The organism is Mesorhizobium sp. M5C.F.Ca.ET.164.01.1.1, assembly GCF_004792125.1.
GTDB lineage: Bacteria > Pseudomonadota > Alphaproteobacteria > Rhizobiales > Rhizobiaceae > Mesorhizobium > Mesorhizobium wenxiniae.
This window is the reverse complement of record NZ_SRTG01000001.1, coordinates 3340417-3358203: the sequence shown is the minus strand read 5'-3', so window position 1 is coordinate 3358203 and position 17787 is coordinate 3340417. Positions and strand designations below refer to the sequence as shown.

At 61.5% G+C, this 17787-nt stretch carries 21 protein-coding genes and 1 other RNA gene; 5 read left to right on the top strand and 17 right to left on the bottom strand.

The window, feature by feature from the left end; translation table 11 throughout:
- Window positions 1-6: 6 nt before the first annotated feature.
- Window positions 7-975 (bottom strand): tRNA (adenosine(37)-N6)-dimethylallyltransferase MiaA, encoded by a 969-nt coding sequence (gene miaA / locus EN807_RS16605; RefSeq protein ID WP_135935904.1) that lies wholly within the window; start codon window positions 973-975, stop codon window positions 7-9.
- On the opposite strand from miaA, the gene serB reads away from it, so the two are divergent.
- Both serB and EN807_RS16595 read left to right on the top strand, forming a co-directional pair.
- On the top strand, window positions 965-1852 hold the full coding sequence (serB, locus tag EN807_RS16600; protein ID WP_135935719.1) for a phosphoserine phosphatase SerB: 888 nt from the start codon (window positions 965-967) through the stop codon (window positions 1850-1852). The two genes, miaA and serB, sit on opposite strands and share 11 nt — an antisense overlap.
- Entirely contained in the window at window positions 1849-2421 is a 573-nt protein-coding gene (locus tag EN807_RS16595) for a GNAT family N-acetyltransferase (protein ID WP_135935718.1), read from the top strand. The genes serB and EN807_RS16595 overlap by 4 nt, the downstream gene beginning before the upstream one ends.
- A 32-nt stretch (window positions 2422-2453) precedes the next feature.
- Here EN807_RS16595 and EN807_RS16590 read toward each other — a convergent pair whose 3' ends face one another.
- From EN807_RS16590 to EN807_RS16565, 6 genes are all read right to left on the bottom strand, one after another.
- Window positions 2454-3968 (bottom strand): DegQ family serine endoprotease, encoded by a 1515-nt coding sequence (locus EN807_RS16590; RefSeq protein WP_135935717.1) that lies wholly within the window; start codon window positions 3966-3968, stop codon window positions 2454-2456.
- 142 nt (window positions 3969-4110) lie between these two features.
- Entirely contained in the window at window positions 4111-4299 is a 189-nt protein-coding gene (locus EN807_RS16585) for a DUF2065 domain-containing protein (protein WP_135935716.1), read from the bottom strand.
- A 6-nt stretch (window positions 4300-4305) separates the two neighbouring features.
- Window positions 4306-5250, bottom strand: coding sequence for a protease modulator HflC (locus tag EN807_RS16580; RefSeq protein WP_135935715.1), 945 nt, complete (start codon window positions 5248-5250; stop codon window positions 4306-4308).
- Window positions 5250-6353, bottom strand: coding sequence for an FtsH protease activity modulator HflK (hflK, locus tag EN807_RS16575; protein WP_135935714.1), 1104 nt, complete (start codon window positions 6351-6353; stop codon window positions 5250-5252). Before hflK ends, EN807_RS16580 begins: the two co-directional genes overlap by 1 nt.
- Before the next feature lie 142 nt (window positions 6354-6495).
- The gene (locus EN807_RS16570; RefSeq protein ID WP_135935713.1) at window positions 6496-7014 is read right to left on the bottom strand and encodes a dihydrofolate reductase; all 519 of its coding nucleotides are present in this window, start codon (window positions 7012-7014) and stop codon (window positions 6496-6498) included.
- On the bottom strand, window positions 7014-8027 hold the full coding sequence (locus EN807_RS16565) for a DUF4424 domain-containing protein (protein ID WP_135935712.1): 1014 nt from the start codon (window positions 8025-8027) through the stop codon (window positions 7014-7016). The genes EN807_RS16570 and EN807_RS16565 overlap by 1 nt, the downstream gene beginning before the upstream one ends.
- Before the next feature lie 128 nt (window positions 8028-8155).
- Between EN807_RS16565 and cobF the strand changes: the two genes are divergently transcribed.
- Window positions 8156-8929, top strand: coding sequence for a precorrin-6A synthase (deacetylating) (cobF, locus tag EN807_RS16560; protein WP_135935711.1), 774 nt, complete (start codon window positions 8156-8158; stop codon window positions 8927-8929).
- Between the two features lie 27 nt (window positions 8930-8956).
- On the opposite strand, the gene EN807_RS16555 is transcribed toward cobF, so the two are convergent.
- The 6 genes from EN807_RS16555 to EN807_RS16530 form a co-directional block, all read right to left on the bottom strand.
- Complete coding sequence (locus EN807_RS16555) at window positions 8957-9298, bottom strand: winged helix-turn-helix domain-containing protein (RefSeq protein ID WP_029351372.1); 342 nt, start codon at window positions 9296-9298, stop codon at window positions 8957-8959.
- 89 nt (window positions 9299-9387) lie between these two features.
- A complete protein-coding gene (gene modC / locus EN807_RS16550) occupies window positions 9388-10500 on the bottom strand; it encodes a molybdenum ABC transporter ATP-binding protein (RefSeq protein WP_135935710.1) in 1113 nt (370 codons plus the stop codon).
- Window positions 10497-11201 (bottom strand): molybdate ABC transporter permease subunit, encoded by a 705-nt coding sequence (gene modB, locus EN807_RS16545; protein WP_065010276.1) that lies wholly within the window; start codon window positions 11199-11201, stop codon window positions 10497-10499. Before modB ends, modC begins: the two co-directional genes overlap by 4 nt.
- Window positions 11202-11215: 14 nt before the next feature.
- Window positions 11216-12010, bottom strand: a complete 795-nt coding sequence (gene modA, locus EN807_RS16540) for a molybdate ABC transporter substrate-binding protein (RefSeq protein WP_135935903.1) — start codon at window positions 12008-12010, stop codon at window positions 11216-11218.
- 283 nt (window positions 12011-12293) lie between these two features.
- On the bottom strand, window positions 12294-13088 hold the full coding sequence (locus EN807_RS16535; protein WP_127316901.1) for a thymidylate synthase: 795 nt from the start codon (window positions 13086-13088) through the stop codon (window positions 12294-12296).
- A gap of 165 nt (window positions 13089-13253) precedes the next feature.
- Window positions 13254-13565 (bottom strand): DUF2853 family protein, encoded by a 312-nt coding sequence (locus EN807_RS16530; RefSeq protein WP_123151924.1) that lies wholly within the window; start codon window positions 13563-13565, stop codon window positions 13254-13256.
- A 169-nt stretch (window positions 13566-13734) separates the two neighbouring features.
- Between EN807_RS16530 and ssrA the strand changes: the two genes are divergently transcribed.
- Window positions 13735-14091: a transfer-messenger RNA gene (gene ssrA / locus EN807_RS16525) on the top strand.
- A gap of 33 nt (window positions 14092-14124) precedes the next feature.
- Here ssrA and EN807_RS16520 read toward each other — a convergent pair.
- The 4 genes from EN807_RS16520 to EN807_RS16505 form a co-directional block, all read right to left on the bottom strand.
- A complete protein-coding gene (locus tag EN807_RS16520) occupies window positions 14125-15162 on the bottom strand; it encodes an integrase (protein ID WP_246684125.1) in 1038 nt (345 codons plus the stop codon).
- A 28-nt stretch (window positions 15163-15190) separates the two neighbouring features.
- Window positions 15191-15448: a transcriptional regulator gene (locus EN807_RS16515; RefSeq protein WP_135935708.1), complete on the bottom strand. Its 258-nt coding sequence runs from the start codon at window positions 15446-15448 to the stop codon at window positions 15191-15193.
- Window positions 15449-15458: 10 nt separating this feature from the next.
- A complete protein-coding gene (locus EN807_RS16510) occupies window positions 15459-15653 on the bottom strand; it encodes a hypothetical protein (RefSeq protein ID WP_135935707.1) in 195 nt (64 codons plus the stop codon).
- A 172-nt stretch (window positions 15654-15825) separates the two neighbouring features.
- Window positions 15826-16110 carry a hypothetical protein gene (locus EN807_RS16505; protein WP_135935706.1) on the bottom strand — a complete coding sequence of 95 codons (285 nt, stop codon included), beginning with the start codon at window positions 16108-16110 and terminating at the stop codon, window positions 15826-15828.
- Between the two features lie 656 nt (window positions 16111-16766).
- On the opposite strand from EN807_RS16505, the gene EN807_RS16495 reads away from it, so the two are divergent.
- A complete protein-coding gene (locus EN807_RS16495) occupies window positions 16767-17594 on the top strand; it encodes a hypothetical protein (RefSeq protein WP_135935705.1) in 828 nt (275 codons plus the stop codon).
- Window positions 17595-17787: the final 193 nt, after the last annotated feature.

Here is a 17787-nt window from a genome sequence, read left to right as displayed (position 1 = left end):
AACTTTTCAGGTTGCACTGGAAAGGGGATCCGAGATCGTGGATTCCACACGATCACCAGGGCGCAATCTCATCCATTCCGGACCCAACTGATGCCTGAACCAGGTCGTCTGGCGCTTGGCATATTGTCGCGTCGCGATCTTCGCGCGCTCGATCGCTTCGGGAAAACTCAACTCGCCGGCCATTGCGGCCTGGAGTTCGCGAACGCCGATCGCTTTCATCGCCGGCAAGTCGGGATCGAGGCCAAGGTCGGTCAGCCGCCTGACCTCGTCGAGAGCGCCCTTCTCCAGCATGCGGTCGAACCGCGCCTCGATCCGCTCCACCAGTTCCGCTCGGTCCGGTTCGATCACAAAGAAACGCGTGCTGGCCCTGTCGATCAGTGGACGGCCGCGCGCCGCCTGCCATTCCAGGATGGAACGGCCCGATGCGTCGAGCACCTCCAGCGCCCGGACGATGCGCTGGCCGTCGGTCGGCTTCAGCATCATGCCGGTTGCGGAATCCTCGCGTAGCAGGATGCGGTGCAGCTTGGCTGCGCCCTGCTCCTGGAGTTCGTAGCGCCAGCGATCACGGATCGACTGTGGAATGTCGGGCATTTCCGAAATGCCTTCCGCAAGCGCCCGGAAATAAAGGCCGGTGCCACCGACGAAAATCACCGGCCGTTCCAAGAACGCACCGTTGTCGATGAGCTTCATCACATCGCGCAGCCAGGCGCCGGTGGAATATGCGGTGGAGGGATGGACATGTCCGTAGAGGAAATGCGGGACGCGAACGAGTTCGGCAGCAGTCGGCCGCGCAGTCAGCACGTCGAGCACCGAATAGACTTGCATGGAATCGGTGTTGACGATGACGCCGCCGTTATGCTCAGCGATGTCTAGCACAAGGGCGGACTTGCCGCTGGCGGTCGGCCCGGCTATCAGGATCGCGTTCTTAACGCGGCCCCCGCCCGCCTGCCCGCCGGAATTTTCGATGCCGCTGATCGCCACGCTTGTGTCCCATCCCGCCGGCCGCGGATTGTCGCCGGCGCTTGCGAATATGGTGTCAAGGGCGGCCGGCGCAAGCACTGTTCGCTGGCTGGCCGAAGGCATCGCCTGTGAATTTGCTTTGCCCGAGGCGGCCGAAGCCGTTGAAACGACCGCCAGCCTGCGCGCCGTGCTCGCACCCGAACCGGTCGACGTGATCGTCCAGCAGGCCGAGGGTAGGCGGAAGAAAATCCTCATCGCCGATATGGATTCGACCGTTATCGACCAGGAGTGCATCGACGAGCTTGCCGACGAGATCGGCGTCAAGGATTACGTCGCCGCCATCACGGCGCGATCGATGAATGGCGAGATCGCTTTCGAGCCGGCCTTGCGCGAGCGGGTGGCGCTGCTGAAAGGCCTCGACGCTGCCGTGGTCGACCGCGTCATCGCCAACCGCTTGACGCTGGCCTCCGGCGGCCGCGCACTTGTCCAGACCATGCGGGCCAATGGCGCATGGACTGCACTCGTCTCGGGTGGCTTCAACGTCTTCACCTCACGCATCGCCGCCATGCTCGGCTTTCAGGAGAACCGCGCCAACCGCCTGATCGAGCAGGACGGCCACTTCACCGGGCTGGTGGCCGAGCCAATCCTGGGGCGTGCCGCCAAGGCCGATGCGCTGCTCGAGATTTCGGCGCGACTCGGGCTGACGACCGCCGACGCCATTGCTGTCGGCGATGGCGCCAACGACCTCGACATGATCCGCCTAGCCGGCACCGGTGTGGCACTTCATGCCAAGCAGGTCGTGGCGGCGGAGGCAAAATTCCGCATTGACCACGGCGACCTGACCGCGCTGCTCTATCTGCAGGGCTACCGGCTGGAGGAATTTGTGGGGTGACGCCGATCCGCACCGAGCGCCTGATCCTGCGCAACTGGGAGGATCGCGACCGTGAGCTCTTCTACCGCATCAATTCCGACGAACGCGTCATGGAATTCTTTCCATTTCGCCGCGACCGCGCTGCCGCGGACGCCAAAATGGACGAGTTCCGCGCCTGGATCGCCGAGGATGGCTACGGTTTCGCTGCCGCCGAGATAGTTGAAACGCGCCAATGCATCGGCTTCGTCGGCCTCCTCGACACCGATCATTTGCCCTTCCTGCCTGCCGGCACAGTCGAGATGGGCTGGCGGCTGGCGCCCGAATTCTGGGGCCATGGCTATGTCACCGAGGCAGCCGAAGCGTGGCTCGCCTATGGCTTCGAAACGCTTGGCCTCGACGAAATCGTGTCCTTCGCCGTTAGGGATAACAGCCGTTCCACAGCCGTCATGAAGCGCCTGGGCATGATCGCCGACCCGGCCAGCGATTTCGACCACCCCGGCATTCCGGACAGCCATGCCATGCTCAAGCGGCATGTGTTCTACAGACTGACAGCCAAGGATTGGCAAGCAAGAAAAAAGGCGGGTTGCTAGCCGCCTTTTTTCCTCTGTAGCCTTTACCGGACTCAATCCATACGGATCGTCACAAACCGCAATTCGCCGGTCTTCGACGCCAGCATCAGCAGCGCGTTCTTGCGTCCCTGCTCCTTCAACGCGGCAATCCGGTCCATGACATCCTTGGGCGTGGCGACCGATTCCTGAGCGATCTCGGTGATCACTTCGCCGGCCTGGATGCCGCGTTCGGCAGCGGCCGAATCCTTGGTGACTTCGGTGATCACGACGCCGGAGACTTCGGCGGCGATGCCGAATTTCGTCCGCGTCTCATCGTTGAGCTCGCCAACGGTCATGCCGAGCACGGAAGCCGTCGAAACGGCGGGCGCCTCGTCGCCATTATCCTTATCGGCGGTGCCGTTCTCGCCGCTGGCAAGCTTTTCGCCATCTTCGAGCCGGCCGAGCGTCACCTTCACGGTCTGCTCGACGCCCTTGCGCACGATGACCACATCGACAGCCTTGCCGACCGTGCTCTCCGCGACGACGCGCGGCAAGTCGCGCATTTCATTGACGTCCCTGCCGTCGAACTTGATGATGACGTCGCCCGCCAGGATGGTGCCGTTGTCGACAGGCCCGCCCTTGATGACGCCGGCGACCAGCGCGCCCTTAGCGGTGGCCATGCCGAGGCTTTCGGCAATGTCGTCCGTCACCGGCTGGATGCGCACGCCGAGCCAGCCGCGCCGCGTCTCGCCGAACTGGCGGAGTTGGTCGACGACGCCCAACGCAAGCTGCGAGGGAATGGAAAAGCCGATGCCGATCGAGCCGCCGGACGGCGAGATGATCGCCGTGTTGATGCCGATCACCTCGCCGTCGCTGTTGAACAGCGGTCCGCCGGAGTTGCCTCGGTTGATCGCAGCATCGGTCTGGATGAAGTCGTCATAGGGACCGGAATTGATGTCGCGGTTGCGGGCCGAGACGATGCCAACCGTCACGGTGCCGCCGAGGCCGAACGGATTGCCGATCGCCATCACCCAGTCACCGACACGCATCTTGCTGGAATCGCCGAATTTCACCGCCGTCAGTTTGTGCCCTTTCGGATCGACCTTCAGCACCGCCACGTCGGTCTTGGTGTCGGTGCCGACCAGCGTCGCCTTCAACGTCACGCCGTCGGAAAAATTCACCTCGATGTCGTCGGCATCGGCGATCACGTGGTTATTCGTCACCACGATACCCTGCTCGGCGTCGACCACGAAGCCGGAGCCCAGCGACTGCACCTTTTGCGAGGGGTTGCCCTGTTCGCCGGGACGGTTCTTGAAGAAATCGTCGAAGAAATCCTGGAAGGGCGAGCCCTCCGGGAGCTGCGGCATCGGCACCGCGCCCGGGCCTTCCGTGCCCTTCACCCTCTGCGAGGTCGATATGTTGACCACGGCGCCGAGCAGGCCCTGCGCGAGATCGGCGACCGAAGCCGGGCCGTCGGCGGCGGCCGCAGGCGTCACCAGCGACGGGATCGTAACGGCGCCGATAAGAAGTGCTGCAGTACCCACGGTCAACGTCCGCCTCGCCGCGCGCAAAAACCTGTTGAATCTCATCGAGAAGTCTCCCGGTGTCTCTGAAAAGAAATGCGCTCGCCGAAAACGCTGCGTCGAACCATGTTGGCAAGAAATACGGCACGTTTGCGGCTATGGCTATCGGCCGAGGATAAATCCTCCGTAATCCCGAAATCATAAACCGTCATCCACCTCGCACCAGCCAGACGAGGCCGACGCCAACGGCGATGGCAACCAGCCCGGCGATCCGCAGCGCATTCTCCGGCATCGACAGAACCTCGCCGGCAAGTTTCTTGGCGAGGCCGGGAAAGCCGCCATAGACTAGGCCCTCTACGACGAGAACCAAGCCTATTGCCGCCAGAAAATCCTGCACCGGCTGTTACTGGCCGGTGCCTGGCTGCGCTGCCGGTGCAGCAGGTGCTGCGGGCGGCGCCGCCGGCGTGTCCGCGCCGGCGGGATTGCGGAAGAAACGGAAGAAGTCCGAACTCGGCGACAGCACCATCGTCGTCCCGGTATTGTCGAGCGCCGTGCCGTAGGCATTCATCGACCGGTAAAAGTCGAAGAAGGCTGGATCGCGCTGGTAGGCATTCGCGAAGGTGGCGCTGCGTTGAGCTTCGCCTTCACCGCGCAGGATTTCAGACTCTCTCCGTGCCTCGGCGACGATCTCCACCACTTCGCGGTCGGCGCGCGCCCTGATGCGCTGCGCCGCCTCGTTGCCGCGCGCCCTCAGCCGCTCGGCTTCGGCCAAACGCTCAGCCTTCATACGGTCGTATGTCTGTTGCGAGACTTCCGCCGTCAAATCGGTTCGGCGAATACGGACATCCTCGATCTGAAGGCCGAGCGACGTGGCGTCCGGCCTCAACTGATCGCGCACTTCACGCATCATCACGGCTCGCTCTTCCGAGAGCGCCGCCTCGAAGTCGCGCAAACCGTAAACACGGCGCAAGGCGGCGTCGAGACGCGTCCTCAACCGTGCCTCGGCCAGTTCGATCTGGCCGGACACCGCGGAGCGGAACACGCGCGGATCCGAGATCCGATAGGCGATGAAGGCGTCGACCTCATAGAACTTGCCGCCTGAAACCTGAACGCGGATGTTGTCGAGGTCGAAGCGCAGCACCCTGTTTTCGATCAACTGCACGCTGTCGGCATCGAAGAAGGCGAACGGCGCCTTGAAATAGATGCCCGGCTGGCTCTTGACGTCTACGATTTCGCCGAACCTGAGCACCAGCGCCTGCTGTCGCGCATTGACCACGAAGACCGACGAATAGAGCAGGAACAGGATAACCGCGGCGATGACGGCGATGATGGGAAGACGGTTGGCCATCACTGGGTTCCTCCGAGGACCGGCGCCGGCGCCTTCTGCTGCAATGCCGGCAGCGGCAGATAGGGAACGACCCCTTGTCCGTTGCCTTGCTCGATAATGACCTTGCTGGAATCCTTCAGAACCCTCTCCATCGTTTCCAGATAAAGCCGCTGGCGTGTCACATCCGGTGCCTTGGCGTATTCGTCATAGACCGAGATGAAGCGCTGCGCCTCGCCTTCGGCCTCCTGCACGACCCGGTTCTTGTAGCCGGCCGCCTCCTCGCGGATCTGTGCGGCCTCGCCGCGTGCCTGGCCGAGCTTCTGGTTGGAATACTGGTTGGCCTGCTCGACGAACTTGTCCTCGTCCTGTTCGGCGCGCTGCACCTCGTCGAAGGCGTCGGCCACTTCGCGCGGCGGCGCAGCATCCTCGATCGAGATCGCGTTGACGTTCAGGCCGGCCCTATAGCCGTCAAGCGTCGTCTGGATGATTTCGCGCACGGACGCCGCAATGCCCTCGCGATCGTCGCGGAAGATGTCCTGCGCCGGCCGCCGGCCGACCGCTTCGCGCATGGCGCTTTCGGCGACCTGCCGCAGCATGCCGTCGGGATCGGACACGTCGAACAGATAGGCCCTCGGATCGGAGACCTGATAGGCCACAGAGAACTGGACGTTGACGATGTTCTGATCGCCAGAAAGCATCAGGCCTGAACCGTTGCCGGTGGCCGTGCCGCCGCCAATGTTGACGAGTTGTTCGGCGATGTTGGCCGTCTCGACCGTCTCGATGGGCCACCAATGGAAATGCAGGCCTGGCTGCGAGAACTCCGCCTTTGGCACGCCGAATCTGAGTTCGACCGCAACCTCGTCGGGCTGCACGGTATAGACCGCCTTGAATGCCCACAGCACCACAAGCGCTGCCGCGATCAGCCCGAATACGGCTGGGCTGGCGCCGCCGCCACCCGGCAAAGCACGCCGCAACCTATCCTGGCCGCGCCGGATGATATCTTCGAGATCGGGAGGCGAGCCCTGCGGACCACTCGGCCCCTTTGGCCCCTGCCCCCAGGGTCCTGGATTGTTGCCGCCGCCCCATGGGCCGCCGCCTCCGCCGCTTTTGTCATTCCAGGGCATGAATGTCCTTTCGCTCCCTCACGCGCCGGCCTGACGACGCAAAATCCCGTGTCGTTCTTCTATAGGGATGCGACGGCACGCTTTCAACGCGATCGGTCGTTGTCACCCTCCGTTTTGGACCGTCGCGACCCTATATCGTCTCTCAATGCACGTCGCGGCGTCGCTCGTAAACCGAATAGCGTGTCGCATGACTGTCCTTTTCACCGGCCGGCACGTCCTGCGAGCGAACAATGCGCCACAAATCCGGGTCGATCGGCGGGAAATGCGCGTCGCCGTCGACCGCGGCAAGGATATGGGTGACATGCAAGCGATCGGCCAGCGGCAGCGCCTGGGCGTAGATCTCGCCGCCGCCGATGACGCAGATTTCGTCTGCGCCGGCCATGCAGCGCCCGCGCACCTCCGCCAGACTGATCGCCTCGTCGAGAGAATGCACGATTTCGACGCCCTTGGCGCGCCAGGCCTTGTCGCGGGTCACCACGATGTTGAGCCTGCCCGGCAGAGGCCGGCCGATGCCTTCATAGGTCTTGCGACCCATGATGATAGGTTTGCCCATCGTGTCGATCTTGAACCGCTTGAGATCGCTGGAAAGCCGCCACGGCAAACCACCATCGCGCCCGATCACGCCGTTTTCAGCGATGGCGACATAGATCGCGACGTCCATCAGCCGCCGCTCCCGCCATCGCCCGAAGGCGCCAGCAGCAATATGTCGATATCGTGCTCAGGGTAGAAATTTTCTGCCGTCATCTCGAAACGGGTCGGTCCGACTTTCCTGACGTTTTCGCCACAGAACGAGACCAGGTTCTTTGGATCGCCCTTGTCGACGGTCAGCTTGAACTTGCCGATGGCGCCCGTCGCCCAGTTACCGCCCGTGGTCAGGATATAGGCGATGCGGTTCTCGAAGTATTTCGGAGTGCCGTCGGGATTGCCCTTCGCTGCCTTGCGGATCGCGTTCTCGAACGTGCCGTCCATGCAGTAGCGGGTCTTGTAGGCGCCGTATTGGCCCTGGAATTGGCCGTCATAGAAGAAGCTGACCGAGGACGTGCCGCCGACGCTCGGCTTGTAGCGGTGGGCAACGTGGACCGCCTTGTTGGCTGGGAAGGTCGAGCGCCACCAGTAGGTCGAGCGCAATTGCCAGAACGGCACATAGACGGTCTTCATGCCTGAACCGTCGTCTGCAGTGTCTTCGATGATGAGGCCGCGGTCGACCCAGTCGTCGGCAACCGCCTGCGGCAGCTTTGCCAATGCCGCCCTGGCCGCATCGCCGAACGGGTAGAGTGGCACGTTTTGCGCCTTAAGATCGGCGCTGATGTCGATGCCGAGCGCAAATGCCTTCTGCTCGAGCTGCGGTTCAGCGGGAACACCGTCGATCGTCACCTCGAAGCCGAGGAAATTGTCGCTCTGGCCGTCGGGGATCGCCGGCATCTCGTTGGGATCGCCTTCAATGTCGGGCATTGGAAAAGCGACGATCGCGTCGACATCCTTATCGGTGTTGTTGCGGAAGACATAATCGACCGTCACCTTTTCCGGCGAGATGTAGAGGTCCTCACTCTCCATGGCGACCGCGTCGCTACGCGACAGGATCAGGCCGCCCGTTCCCAATTCGGCAATCGAATCATTGGCGAATGCGGGCGTGGCCGAGAGCGCCAGCGCTGCGGTCAGAACATAACGGAACATGGAAGCTCCCTTGGCGAGATGCCGGTATGACTCTAGCCGTTCAATGTGGAGTTTCAAAGCCCTTCCGCGCTTGCGCACATGCCATGGCTCTCTGGACACCGACGTTCCGATCGGGCAGGAGTTCGCCCATGCGCAAGCTTCTCGTCATCGGCATCGGCGCCGGCAATCCCGACCACATGACCGTGCAGGCCATCGGCGGCTTGAACCGCGCCGACGTACTGTTCATTCCCGACAAGGGCGAGAAGAAGAGCGACCTCGCAGAACTGCGCCGCCAGATCTGCGACCGATTCGTCACCAATCCAAACTCACGTCGCGTCGAATTCGACGTGCCGGTGCGGGCCGAGCCAGCACCCTCCTATCGCTCGACCGTCGATGACTGGCACGAGGCGATCACCGCGATCTATGAAAGCCTGATCCGCGACGAGCTTTCGCAAGATGGCTGCGGCGCCTTCCTGATCTGGGGCGATCCCTCGCTCTACGACAGCGCGCTGCGCATACTGGAGCGTGTGCGCATGAGAGGCAATGTCGGGTTCGAGCTCGAGGTGATCCCCGGCATCACTGCTGTCCAGGCGCTCGCCGCCAGCCACAAGATGGCGCTGAACCGCGTCGGCGATGCGATTCAGATCACCACCGGCCGCCGGCTTACCGAGGAAGGTATGCCCGACAATGCCGGCAGCACCGTCATCATGCTGGACGGCAAATGCGCCTTCAACACGCTGGACGACAAGGACCTCGTCATCCACTGGGGCGCCTATCTCGGCACGCCCGACGAGATCCTCATTTCCGGCCGCCTTGGCGACGTCGGCGACGAGATCGTGAAGACCCGCGACGAGGCCCGCCGGAAAAAAGGCTGGATCATGGACACTTATCTGCTGCGCAAGCCCGGCGAGCCGGAGGAATAGGCTCGGCCGGTACAGGTTCCACCGACCTCACCCGGCATCGATCTCCGCCTGTAATGCTTCCATATGCGCCGCCGCCGCGGAAGCCGCAGCCCGTTCGATGGCGCGAAAGCGGCTGACCACCGCAAGCCCCACCGGAGTCAACTGGGCGCCGCCGCCCTTTTTCCCTCCGGTCTGCGCCGCGACCAGCGGTTTGCCGAACACCCGGTTCATGTCCTCGACGAGATCCCAAGCGTGTTTGTAGGACATTTCCATGCCGCGCGCCGCCGCCGAGATCGATCCGAAGGCGGCGATCTGCTCGAGAAGCTCGATCTTGCCCGGCCCGATGCGCCCTTCTGGATCAAGGTTTATCCGCAAGCTCAGCGACGGCATTTGCTCCTCCGCAGTCGCGCCACATCCATCCTAGAAGCTCTCCTGCGATATCGCTATTTCAAAATGATATAGCGACAATCATCCGTCGGTCATCCATCCGCCTCGACAGGCAGGCCGACGCTCGTATTCGCCCGGTCGAAGCTTACCGTCTTGACCACCGCGTAGGCTTTTCGACCGAGCCGAAGTTTCAGCGTCTGTCGCGATTGCTCGGTGATCCGGGCAAGGACGGTTGCGCCATTGCAGTCTATGCCGATCTCGACCGTCGGCCCCTCGCCAGGCTCTATCGCCACGATCGTGCCCGGCAGGATGTTGAGCGCGCTGAGACCCGTCGGCTGTTCGATGGCGATCATCACATCGCGGGCACGGATGCGGATGCGCACCGGCGCACCGACCGGCACTGCCAGAAGCGGCACGCGGATGTCGCCCGCCGCCGAGCCAAGCACGGTCATGCCAAAGACTTCGTCGTGGCGCAGCACCGCAGTATCCAGCACCGCGCCGCCCTCGCCGCGCTCTTCTGCCGGCAACAGGTCGAGCCGCTGCATGATCGCACCGGTCGGGCCGCAAGCGGCGACTTTGCCTTGCGCCAGCACAACGACGTCGCTTGCCAGCCGCGCCACTTCCGAGATCGAATGGCTGACATAGACGATCGGGATTTTCGTCTCGTCGCGCAGCCGCTCGATGTAAGGCAGGATTTCTGCCTTGCGGGCGTCGTCGAGCGAAGCCAGCGGCTCGTCCATCAGCAACAACCTTGGACTAGCGAGCAGCGCCCGGCCGATTGCCACGCGCTGTTTCTCGCCGCCGGAAAGCTTCGCCGGCCGCCGGTCGAGCAAAGGACCGATGCCGAGCAGGTCGACAACGGCATACATGTCCGCATAGCGTTCCGCCGCCGGCGCGAACCAGCGGCCGTAACGCAGATTGCTGGCCACGCTCATATGCGGAAACAGCCGCGCATCCTGGAACACCATGCCGATGCGGCGCTTGTGCTTCGGCACGAACAGGCCCGCATCCGTATCGACCAGCACGCGGCCGTCGGCCTCGATCCGCCCCTTCTCGGGCCGAATCAATCCGGCAATCATGTTGATCAGCGTCGTCTTACCGGAGCCCGAGGGCCCGAACAGCGCGGTCAGCCGCCCGGCGCTCCCGAAGCGGACGTCGAGCCCCAAATCGCCAAGCCGATGGGTGATATCGATCACGACCGTCATTCGATATCCATCCGCTTGCCGACGCGCCGCGCCAGAACCTCCGACGCGACAAGTGCTGCCATCGAGATGACGATCGAGATCAGGGTCAGCCTGAGCGCGCCGGCATCGCCGCCCGGCACCTGCGTGAACGTGTAGATCGCCGACGGCAGTGTCTGCGTCTCGTTTGGGATATTGGAAACGAAGGTGATCGTTGCGCCGAATTCGCCCATCGCCTTGGCGAAAGACAAGATCGCGCCGGTAATCAGGCCGGGCAGGATCAGCGGCAGCGTGATCGTCCCGAACACCCACAGCGGATTGGCGCCAAGCGTTCCGGCCGCCGCCTCGATTCTGCGGTCGACCGCCTCGATCGACAGCCGGATCGCCCTCACCATCAGGGGAAAGCCCATGACGGCGCAGGCCAGTGCGGCACCAGTCCAGCGAAAAGAAAAAACGATGCCGAAATGCTCGGCCAGAAACGCCCCGGCCGGGCCGCGCCTGCCGAAGGAGAGCAGCAGCAGATAGCCGACAACCACCGGCGGCAGGATCAACGGCAGATGCACCAGCCCGTTGAGCAGCGTCTTGCCCCAGAATTGTCCACGGGCGAGCACAAGTGCGATCAATATGCCGGGCGGCAGGCTGGCGATCATCGCCACTGTCGCCACCTTGATCGACAGCCGGACCGCATTCCATTCGTCGGGAGTGAGGTCCAGCAGCCAGTTCATCTTTTTGGCGTGCCTCAGTTGCTCGGCGTAAGGACCGTAAAACCTTGCGCCTTGAAGATCTCGCCTGTCTTGGCGGATTGCAGGCATTCCAAAAATGCCGGCGCATCCTTGTCGGTCGAATCCGCCATCTGGGCAACCGGGTAGACGATCGGCGGATGCGAATCCTCCGGGAAGGTGCCAATCACCTTGACGCCGGGCTCGGCGTGCGCGTCGGTGGCATAGACGATGCCGAGTGCTGCTTCGCCTGATGAGACCAGCTTGAGCGCTGCGCGCACATTCTCGGCCTGTGCCACCTTGCCTTCGATCGAGGACCAGACGCCGAGCGATTCAAGTGCGGCCTTGCCATATTTGCCGGCCGGCACCGCTTTGAAATCGCCCATGGCAAGCCTGCCGTCGCCGATCAGCCCGGCAAGATCAAAACCCTTTTCGATCCTGGTTTCGACCGACGAATCCTTCGGCGCCACCAGCACGATCTGGTTGCCGAGCAACTTCACTTCGGTATCCGGCTTGGTCAGCTTTTTGTCGGACAGATATTTCATCCAGTCGAGGTCGGCTGAGATGAAGACATCGGCTGGCGCGCCGCCCTCGATCTGCTTGGCCAATGCGGAGCTTGCCGCATAGGAAATGACCGCCGCCTCGCCGACATCGGGCTCGCAGGCGGTGTTCACGGCATCCAGCGCGTTCTTCATGCTTGCCGCGGCGAAGACGATCAGTCTGTCATCGGCGTGGGCAACCGGTATCGCGGCGATCAACATCGCTGTCAGACCGCCAATGGCGGCCGCCTTCAATCCGAAACCCTTGCGCACCAGCATGAAACTCTCCTGGGCTTGAAAATCCGATTGGCGGAGCCTGCATCGATATATCCATGTGAATATAACAAGGGAAGGGCTTTTGCCAGACTCAGCCCGAACAATGGCCCAGACAAAGGCCCCACCAATGGCATTGCGTGTTGCCGCCACCGCTCACGATAAATAGCGGTGCATATAGCGCAACGTTGCAGGCTGGCATCGGATACGGTACTCGCGGCGGACGACCCAGCACCGCCTCCGAGCAATTCGAGACAGGGTAAAGTAGAAGCCCGACGTTTGCGGCTCACACCGCGATGGGCGCCTTGATCGTCGCATCGGCGAGGTAATTTTCCAGCCGGAAATCCTCGAAGCGGAAAGCAAAGAGGTCCTTCACCTCCGGATTGATCCACAGCGTCGGCAGCGCCTTGGGCGTGCGCCGCAACTGTTCGCGCGCTTGCTCGAAATGGTTCGCATAAAGATGCGCATCGCCCAGCGTATGGACGAAATCGCCGGGTTTCAGCCCCGTCACCTGCGCCACCATTAAGGTGAGCATCGCATAGGAAGCGATGTTGAACGGCACGCCGAGAAAGATATCGGCGGAACGCTGGTAAAGCTGGCAGGAAAGCCTGCCCTCAGAGACATAGAACTGGAACAGGCAATGACAGGGTGGCAGCGCCATGGCTTCCACTTCGGCCGGGTTCCACGCCGAAACGATCAGCCTTCGGGAATTAGGATTCTTGCGTATCTCCTTCAGGAGATTGGCAATCTGATCGATGGTGCCACCATGGCCGTCCGGCCAGGAGCGCCATTGCTTGCCATAGACCGGGCCGAGGTTGCCATTCTCGTCGGCCCATTCGTCCCAGATCGAGACGCCGTGGTCGTTGAGGTACTTGATGTTGGTGTCGCCGGCCAGAAACCACAGAAGTTCATGCACGATCGACTTCAGGTGAAGCTTCTTGGTGGTGGTGACCGGAAAGCCGCGCGCAAGGTCGAAGCGCATCTGATAACCGAACACCGAGCGCGTTCCGGTGCCGGTGCGGTCGCCGCGATCGGCGCCGTTTTCCAGCACGTGCTTCAAGAGGTCGAGGTACTGGCGCATCGGCTTCGGCTCGATTCGGGGGCTCGATTCGGGTTACCGGCCATCATAACCGACTGGCTGCCGGCCGAACATATCAAAGCGCAGGATCTTCAGACAAGACACTCGCGGCCATGCTCTGGGCTGGCGCGGAAATCGCGCCAGCATCCGCCGATGCAGGATGATTGTTCAGAGGCTGGCGAGCTTACCCAGATCCTTGGCGACCAGGTAATAGAAGGTCACGCGGCTCTTGGTGTTGTCGGCCTCCATCGCCTTGCAGGTCTTTTCGATGGCCGCGTCCGCCTTGCTGCCGTCGGCGATGCCGAGCTTTTTGGCAACCCAGTTGGTTTTGACGCGATCGAGCTCCTTGGGGTCTGTGCAGGACACCAGCGAGGAATCCCGATTCCTGAGCGCAATGCCCAGATGCTTCACGATCTTGGCGACCGCGTCGGCATCTGCCGCGGCGTCGTACTTCTTCACGTCTGCGAGATAATCGGCCATCAAAATTCCCCTCGTCGGCGCCACGGGATCCGGTCGATGAGGGTCGTGGCGTGCTGCCGCAAAATGTGCGCTAAGGCGGTAACTCCTCACCGCCGCAAGCTTCGGTTGAGACCGTTGACAAGTCAAGCCTTCGCGATGCTGTTTGACACCTCGACAAAGCATCAATTGAGGCCTTTCATTTTCCACGATCGGTCCCTATATCTGTTTCGTCGGCTCGACCGACTATGGCGATAAACAGGCGATGAAATAAGCCGTTCGGACCCGGGGGCGGTACCCGGCGCCTCCACCAAAAACCGCTCTGCGAAGAGCGGCTTTTGCTGGGGGCGAAATAGGATCGACGAAGGTGTAAAGATCGTACTTTTGCCCGGCATTGTACCACCGTTATCGGGCTAAACTTATAGTTGCCAACGACAACTATGCGGAAGCACGTCTCGCCGCGTAAGCGGTGCGATAGCTTCAATTCAAGCCCTAGTGGTTCGCACTTCTAGGCGGGGTTCGGAGGTACCTGGCAACAGAAACCTCCACTTCTTTTCCGGCCGGATAAGCACTTGATTTTCCATCATTTCTGCTTTCCAGTTTTCCAGCATTTTACAGCTTTGTCCTGTTTCCGTTCTTTAAGGCTCAGCAATATCGCCTGTCCGCCTGCTTTTCGATCGGCGTAGCGCGAATACCGTTCAACCATCGGAACGCTCATCCCTACTGCGTCGCTGATCTGCATGGAGGTGTAGCCCGCCTGCCGCAGCCGTATGACTGCGTTGGCGCGCAGCCCGTGCCAGACGGCGCCGGCAAGCTCCGAGTGGTCTTCCCTCACGGCGTCAAGCTGTTTCCACAGGCCGTTCGTCGTGAATGGCTTCCCGCTTTCCTGCAAAAGGAATGGACCGGGCCGCTTCTCCCACGCCGCCATTTCCGTTTCCAGCTCCGGAAAGATTGGGCACCACGGCCGAGCGCCGGTCTTCTTCTGGCGTAGGCTGAAACCGCCTTCGTCGACATCGGTCCATCCGAGCCGGACGAGATCGCTGATACGCTGCCCGGTATAGCGACCGAGCACATACGCACGGCGCAACATGCCGGTTAGGTTCCTGTCGGCCCACTCGAGCTGTTCCGGCGTCCAAGGCTTGTGCCCTTCCCCGCCTTCGAAGTGAGCGACGCCTTGTGTAGGATCTCGGCTCAACAGTTCGCGCGGGCCACAGGCCCATCTGCACATGGCGCGCAGCGCGTCCAAAACATTGTTCGCTGATCCGGGCTTGCCGGCGCCGATGGTCTCTACAAGCGCCTGCACGTGCGAAGGGCGAAGACTGTCCGCCTGGAGCTCCCCCCATGCTTCGCGCACTGCCTTGAGCGACTGCCTGTACTTTTCCCTTGTACTGTCCGCGAGCTTCCTCGGAAGGCCGGGCCATGCCGCCTCATAGGCATCGATTAACGCGCCGATGCTGCCAGTCGCGACAGGACCGACGAGCCCTTGGGCCTGGCGAACTGCAACCCAGAACTCTGGGGAGTGCGGATCGCTCGGTAGCTTGATGCGCTCGCCGACGTGGTCAGTGCCGCGGCCGGACTGATAGTAGAAATATTCACGCCCGCGGGAGATGACGCGATGCACGCCCCTCGGCAGTGAGACCGATGCTGCCTTACGCGGCCGGCGAGACATTCTTCAAACCCGCCATGAAGGGGTCGTTAGGTTGCCCGGCACCATTGAGAGGTTCAAGCGATGCTTGAACCTGTGCCCAGCGCCACCTCACGGAACCGCCGAGATGGATCGGCCTGGGAAGGATCCCGCGGCGCACATAATCGTCGACCGTGGATTCGCTGATGTCGAGCTCAGCAGCCAGCGTGGCCTTGGAGACATAGGAAGGTGGGCGATCGCCAAACGCGGAAGCGCGCTTCATCTTGTGGATCTCACGCCGACGAGGCGGCCTCCTCGCTCATGGATTTGGCGAGGACTTGCCGTACGGCGTCTGCGCGCGACGCATAGCCCTTGCTGCCGGCCCACTGATCGAATTCTTCGAGGTCGGAAATTGGCATTTCAACGATCAGCCGGGCGAATGTCTTTCGCCTGTCGGTAGTGACCTTTCGGTAGGGTTCAAGACGCATGTACACACCCTTGTGAATCAAAGATATGCAAACGTTGAATAACAACCTTTGGAACAATGCAAGGCGACGGTGTCAGTAGTGCGATGAGGCGATGGTGTTGCAGATCGAAATTTGTTCTCACCAGTGATTCACTTAGCCGCTACAATCACGATTTATTACAGGGGCCCCGTGCCTATCGGCGGCGGGAACGCTGAGCGATGATCATGAAGGCATAATCGCTGTCGTACTCAGGGACGACGCGCGACCAACCTGTAATGGTCGGATCAGCTGCCTGTGCTGCCGCCTTGAAGGCCTCGAGGTGATGTCGCGAAATCTCGGCCGCGGAGAGCCCGTCAGGAAGCGCCGAGCGTGGTGGCGCGGTGTCCGGCGCCTCCGGGGCGGCGCTCGCGTGTCCTGGGCCCGCGCTGGCCGGCAGCGCCGCTATTGCAGCGATGAGGGTGCGTCTTGAGATCGTCATGTGCGGGCTTCCTCGAAACGAGCGTTGGGAAAGAGGAAAATGAACTCGGTCCAGCGGAGGCAGGCACGCCAACGAACGTTGATACCTTCAACGGTGCGGTTTCGGACCGGGGTTCGTGCGGGCACAGCTTTTCCAGCTGCCGGAACGCTTGTACGCGGCATTGTCATTTCCTTTCAGGCAACGAAAAACGTTATTGATGACGTTAATCGTTACCGCTGGATATGTCAAACGATTTTCGTTATACCTAACCAAATCAGCTATAGGAGTAAACAAGTGACCCCCGCACAATGCAGAGCAGCCCGCGGACTCGTGGCCATTTCGCAAGAGGGTTTGGCTTCTGAGGCGAGAGTCGGTTTGTCGACCGTGCGGAATTTTGAGGCCGGGCGCTCAGTACCCGTTCAGAATAATCTAGCTGCAATCCGCACGGCCCTTGAAGACGCCGGCGTCGTCTTTCTTGGAGACGGCGAGCTCGTCGATGGCGGCGCCGGCGTGAGGTTGCGGAAGGGCTGATCTCGGCACTCGCTCCGAGGAGCCGGCTTGCTTGCCTGGGTTGCCATTATCGGCGATGCTCAGTTTTGCAATTTGGGGATGCAGGAAGGCCGACGAAGGCCGACGCTTTTTTTTGGGCGGCAACCCGCTGATCTGCTGGAATGGGAGTGGAATTTTTGACTGTGAAGTTGACCGATCCAAGTGTCGAAGCGGCAATCAAAATTTGCACTGTTGGAAGTTTATATGGCAGCATAGCCTTCGAAAAGGACAAACAGGAAGAATACATTGATACCTTTAGAGACGACAATTTTCAATTCGACTGTTATTGCATTTGGTGCCGGAAGGGAAGCACCTTTAAAACCTTTAGGCAGGGCAACCACCATAATAGTTATCTGTACGCAACTAGCAATGGAATATTGAGCGGTTCGTTTACGGCGCTTTTGAAGTGCCAGAGAGAACAGACGCACGTTTATAGCTATTTCTTCAAGTGGACCAGCCAGTCAATCACTAAGGTCGGGCAGTTCCCGTCGTTGGAAGACATCGCTTCGTCTGATATCCAACGCTTTAGGCCCGTGCTAGAGCCATCCTATTTCTCTGATCTTCATCGAGCGGGCGGGCTGTTTAGCCATGGCGTTGGAGCCGGATCCTTTGTCTATCTCAGGCGAATATTCGAACGCCTGATAATTCGCCATCATGAGGAGCTCGCCGCCCCCATTGATAAATTTGCGACGATGCGGATGGATGAAAAGATCGACGCGCTTAAGTCGGTGCTGCCGTCAGCCTTGGTCGAGAACAAGGCGGCCTACGGCATCCTGAGCAAAGGCGTTCATGAATTGGACGAGGAGACCTGCAGGAAGCATTTTCCTGTCGTTCGCGCGGCGATTATCGCAATCCTAGAGGAGGATCTCCAGGTCAGGGAGAAGAGGAAAGCCGCCGAGGACCTGAGGAAAGCTATCGCGGCGGCGGCCGGTGACGTGAACGGCAGTCAGCCTTAGTCCCCGCCCCCTCGATCTTTACACCACGGCCTGGCTATCGCCGGCCGCCTCAATTCCGCCGGCGTCGAGTTCATCCCAGAGAATGGCGGCGGCGCCGGCGTGCGTTTGCGCAAGGCCGGCCTTGGGAAGGCGTAACGCTCAAGGAGCCGGCTTTCGCGCTCCGCGTCGACGAAAGGCGGGCACGCAAACGAAT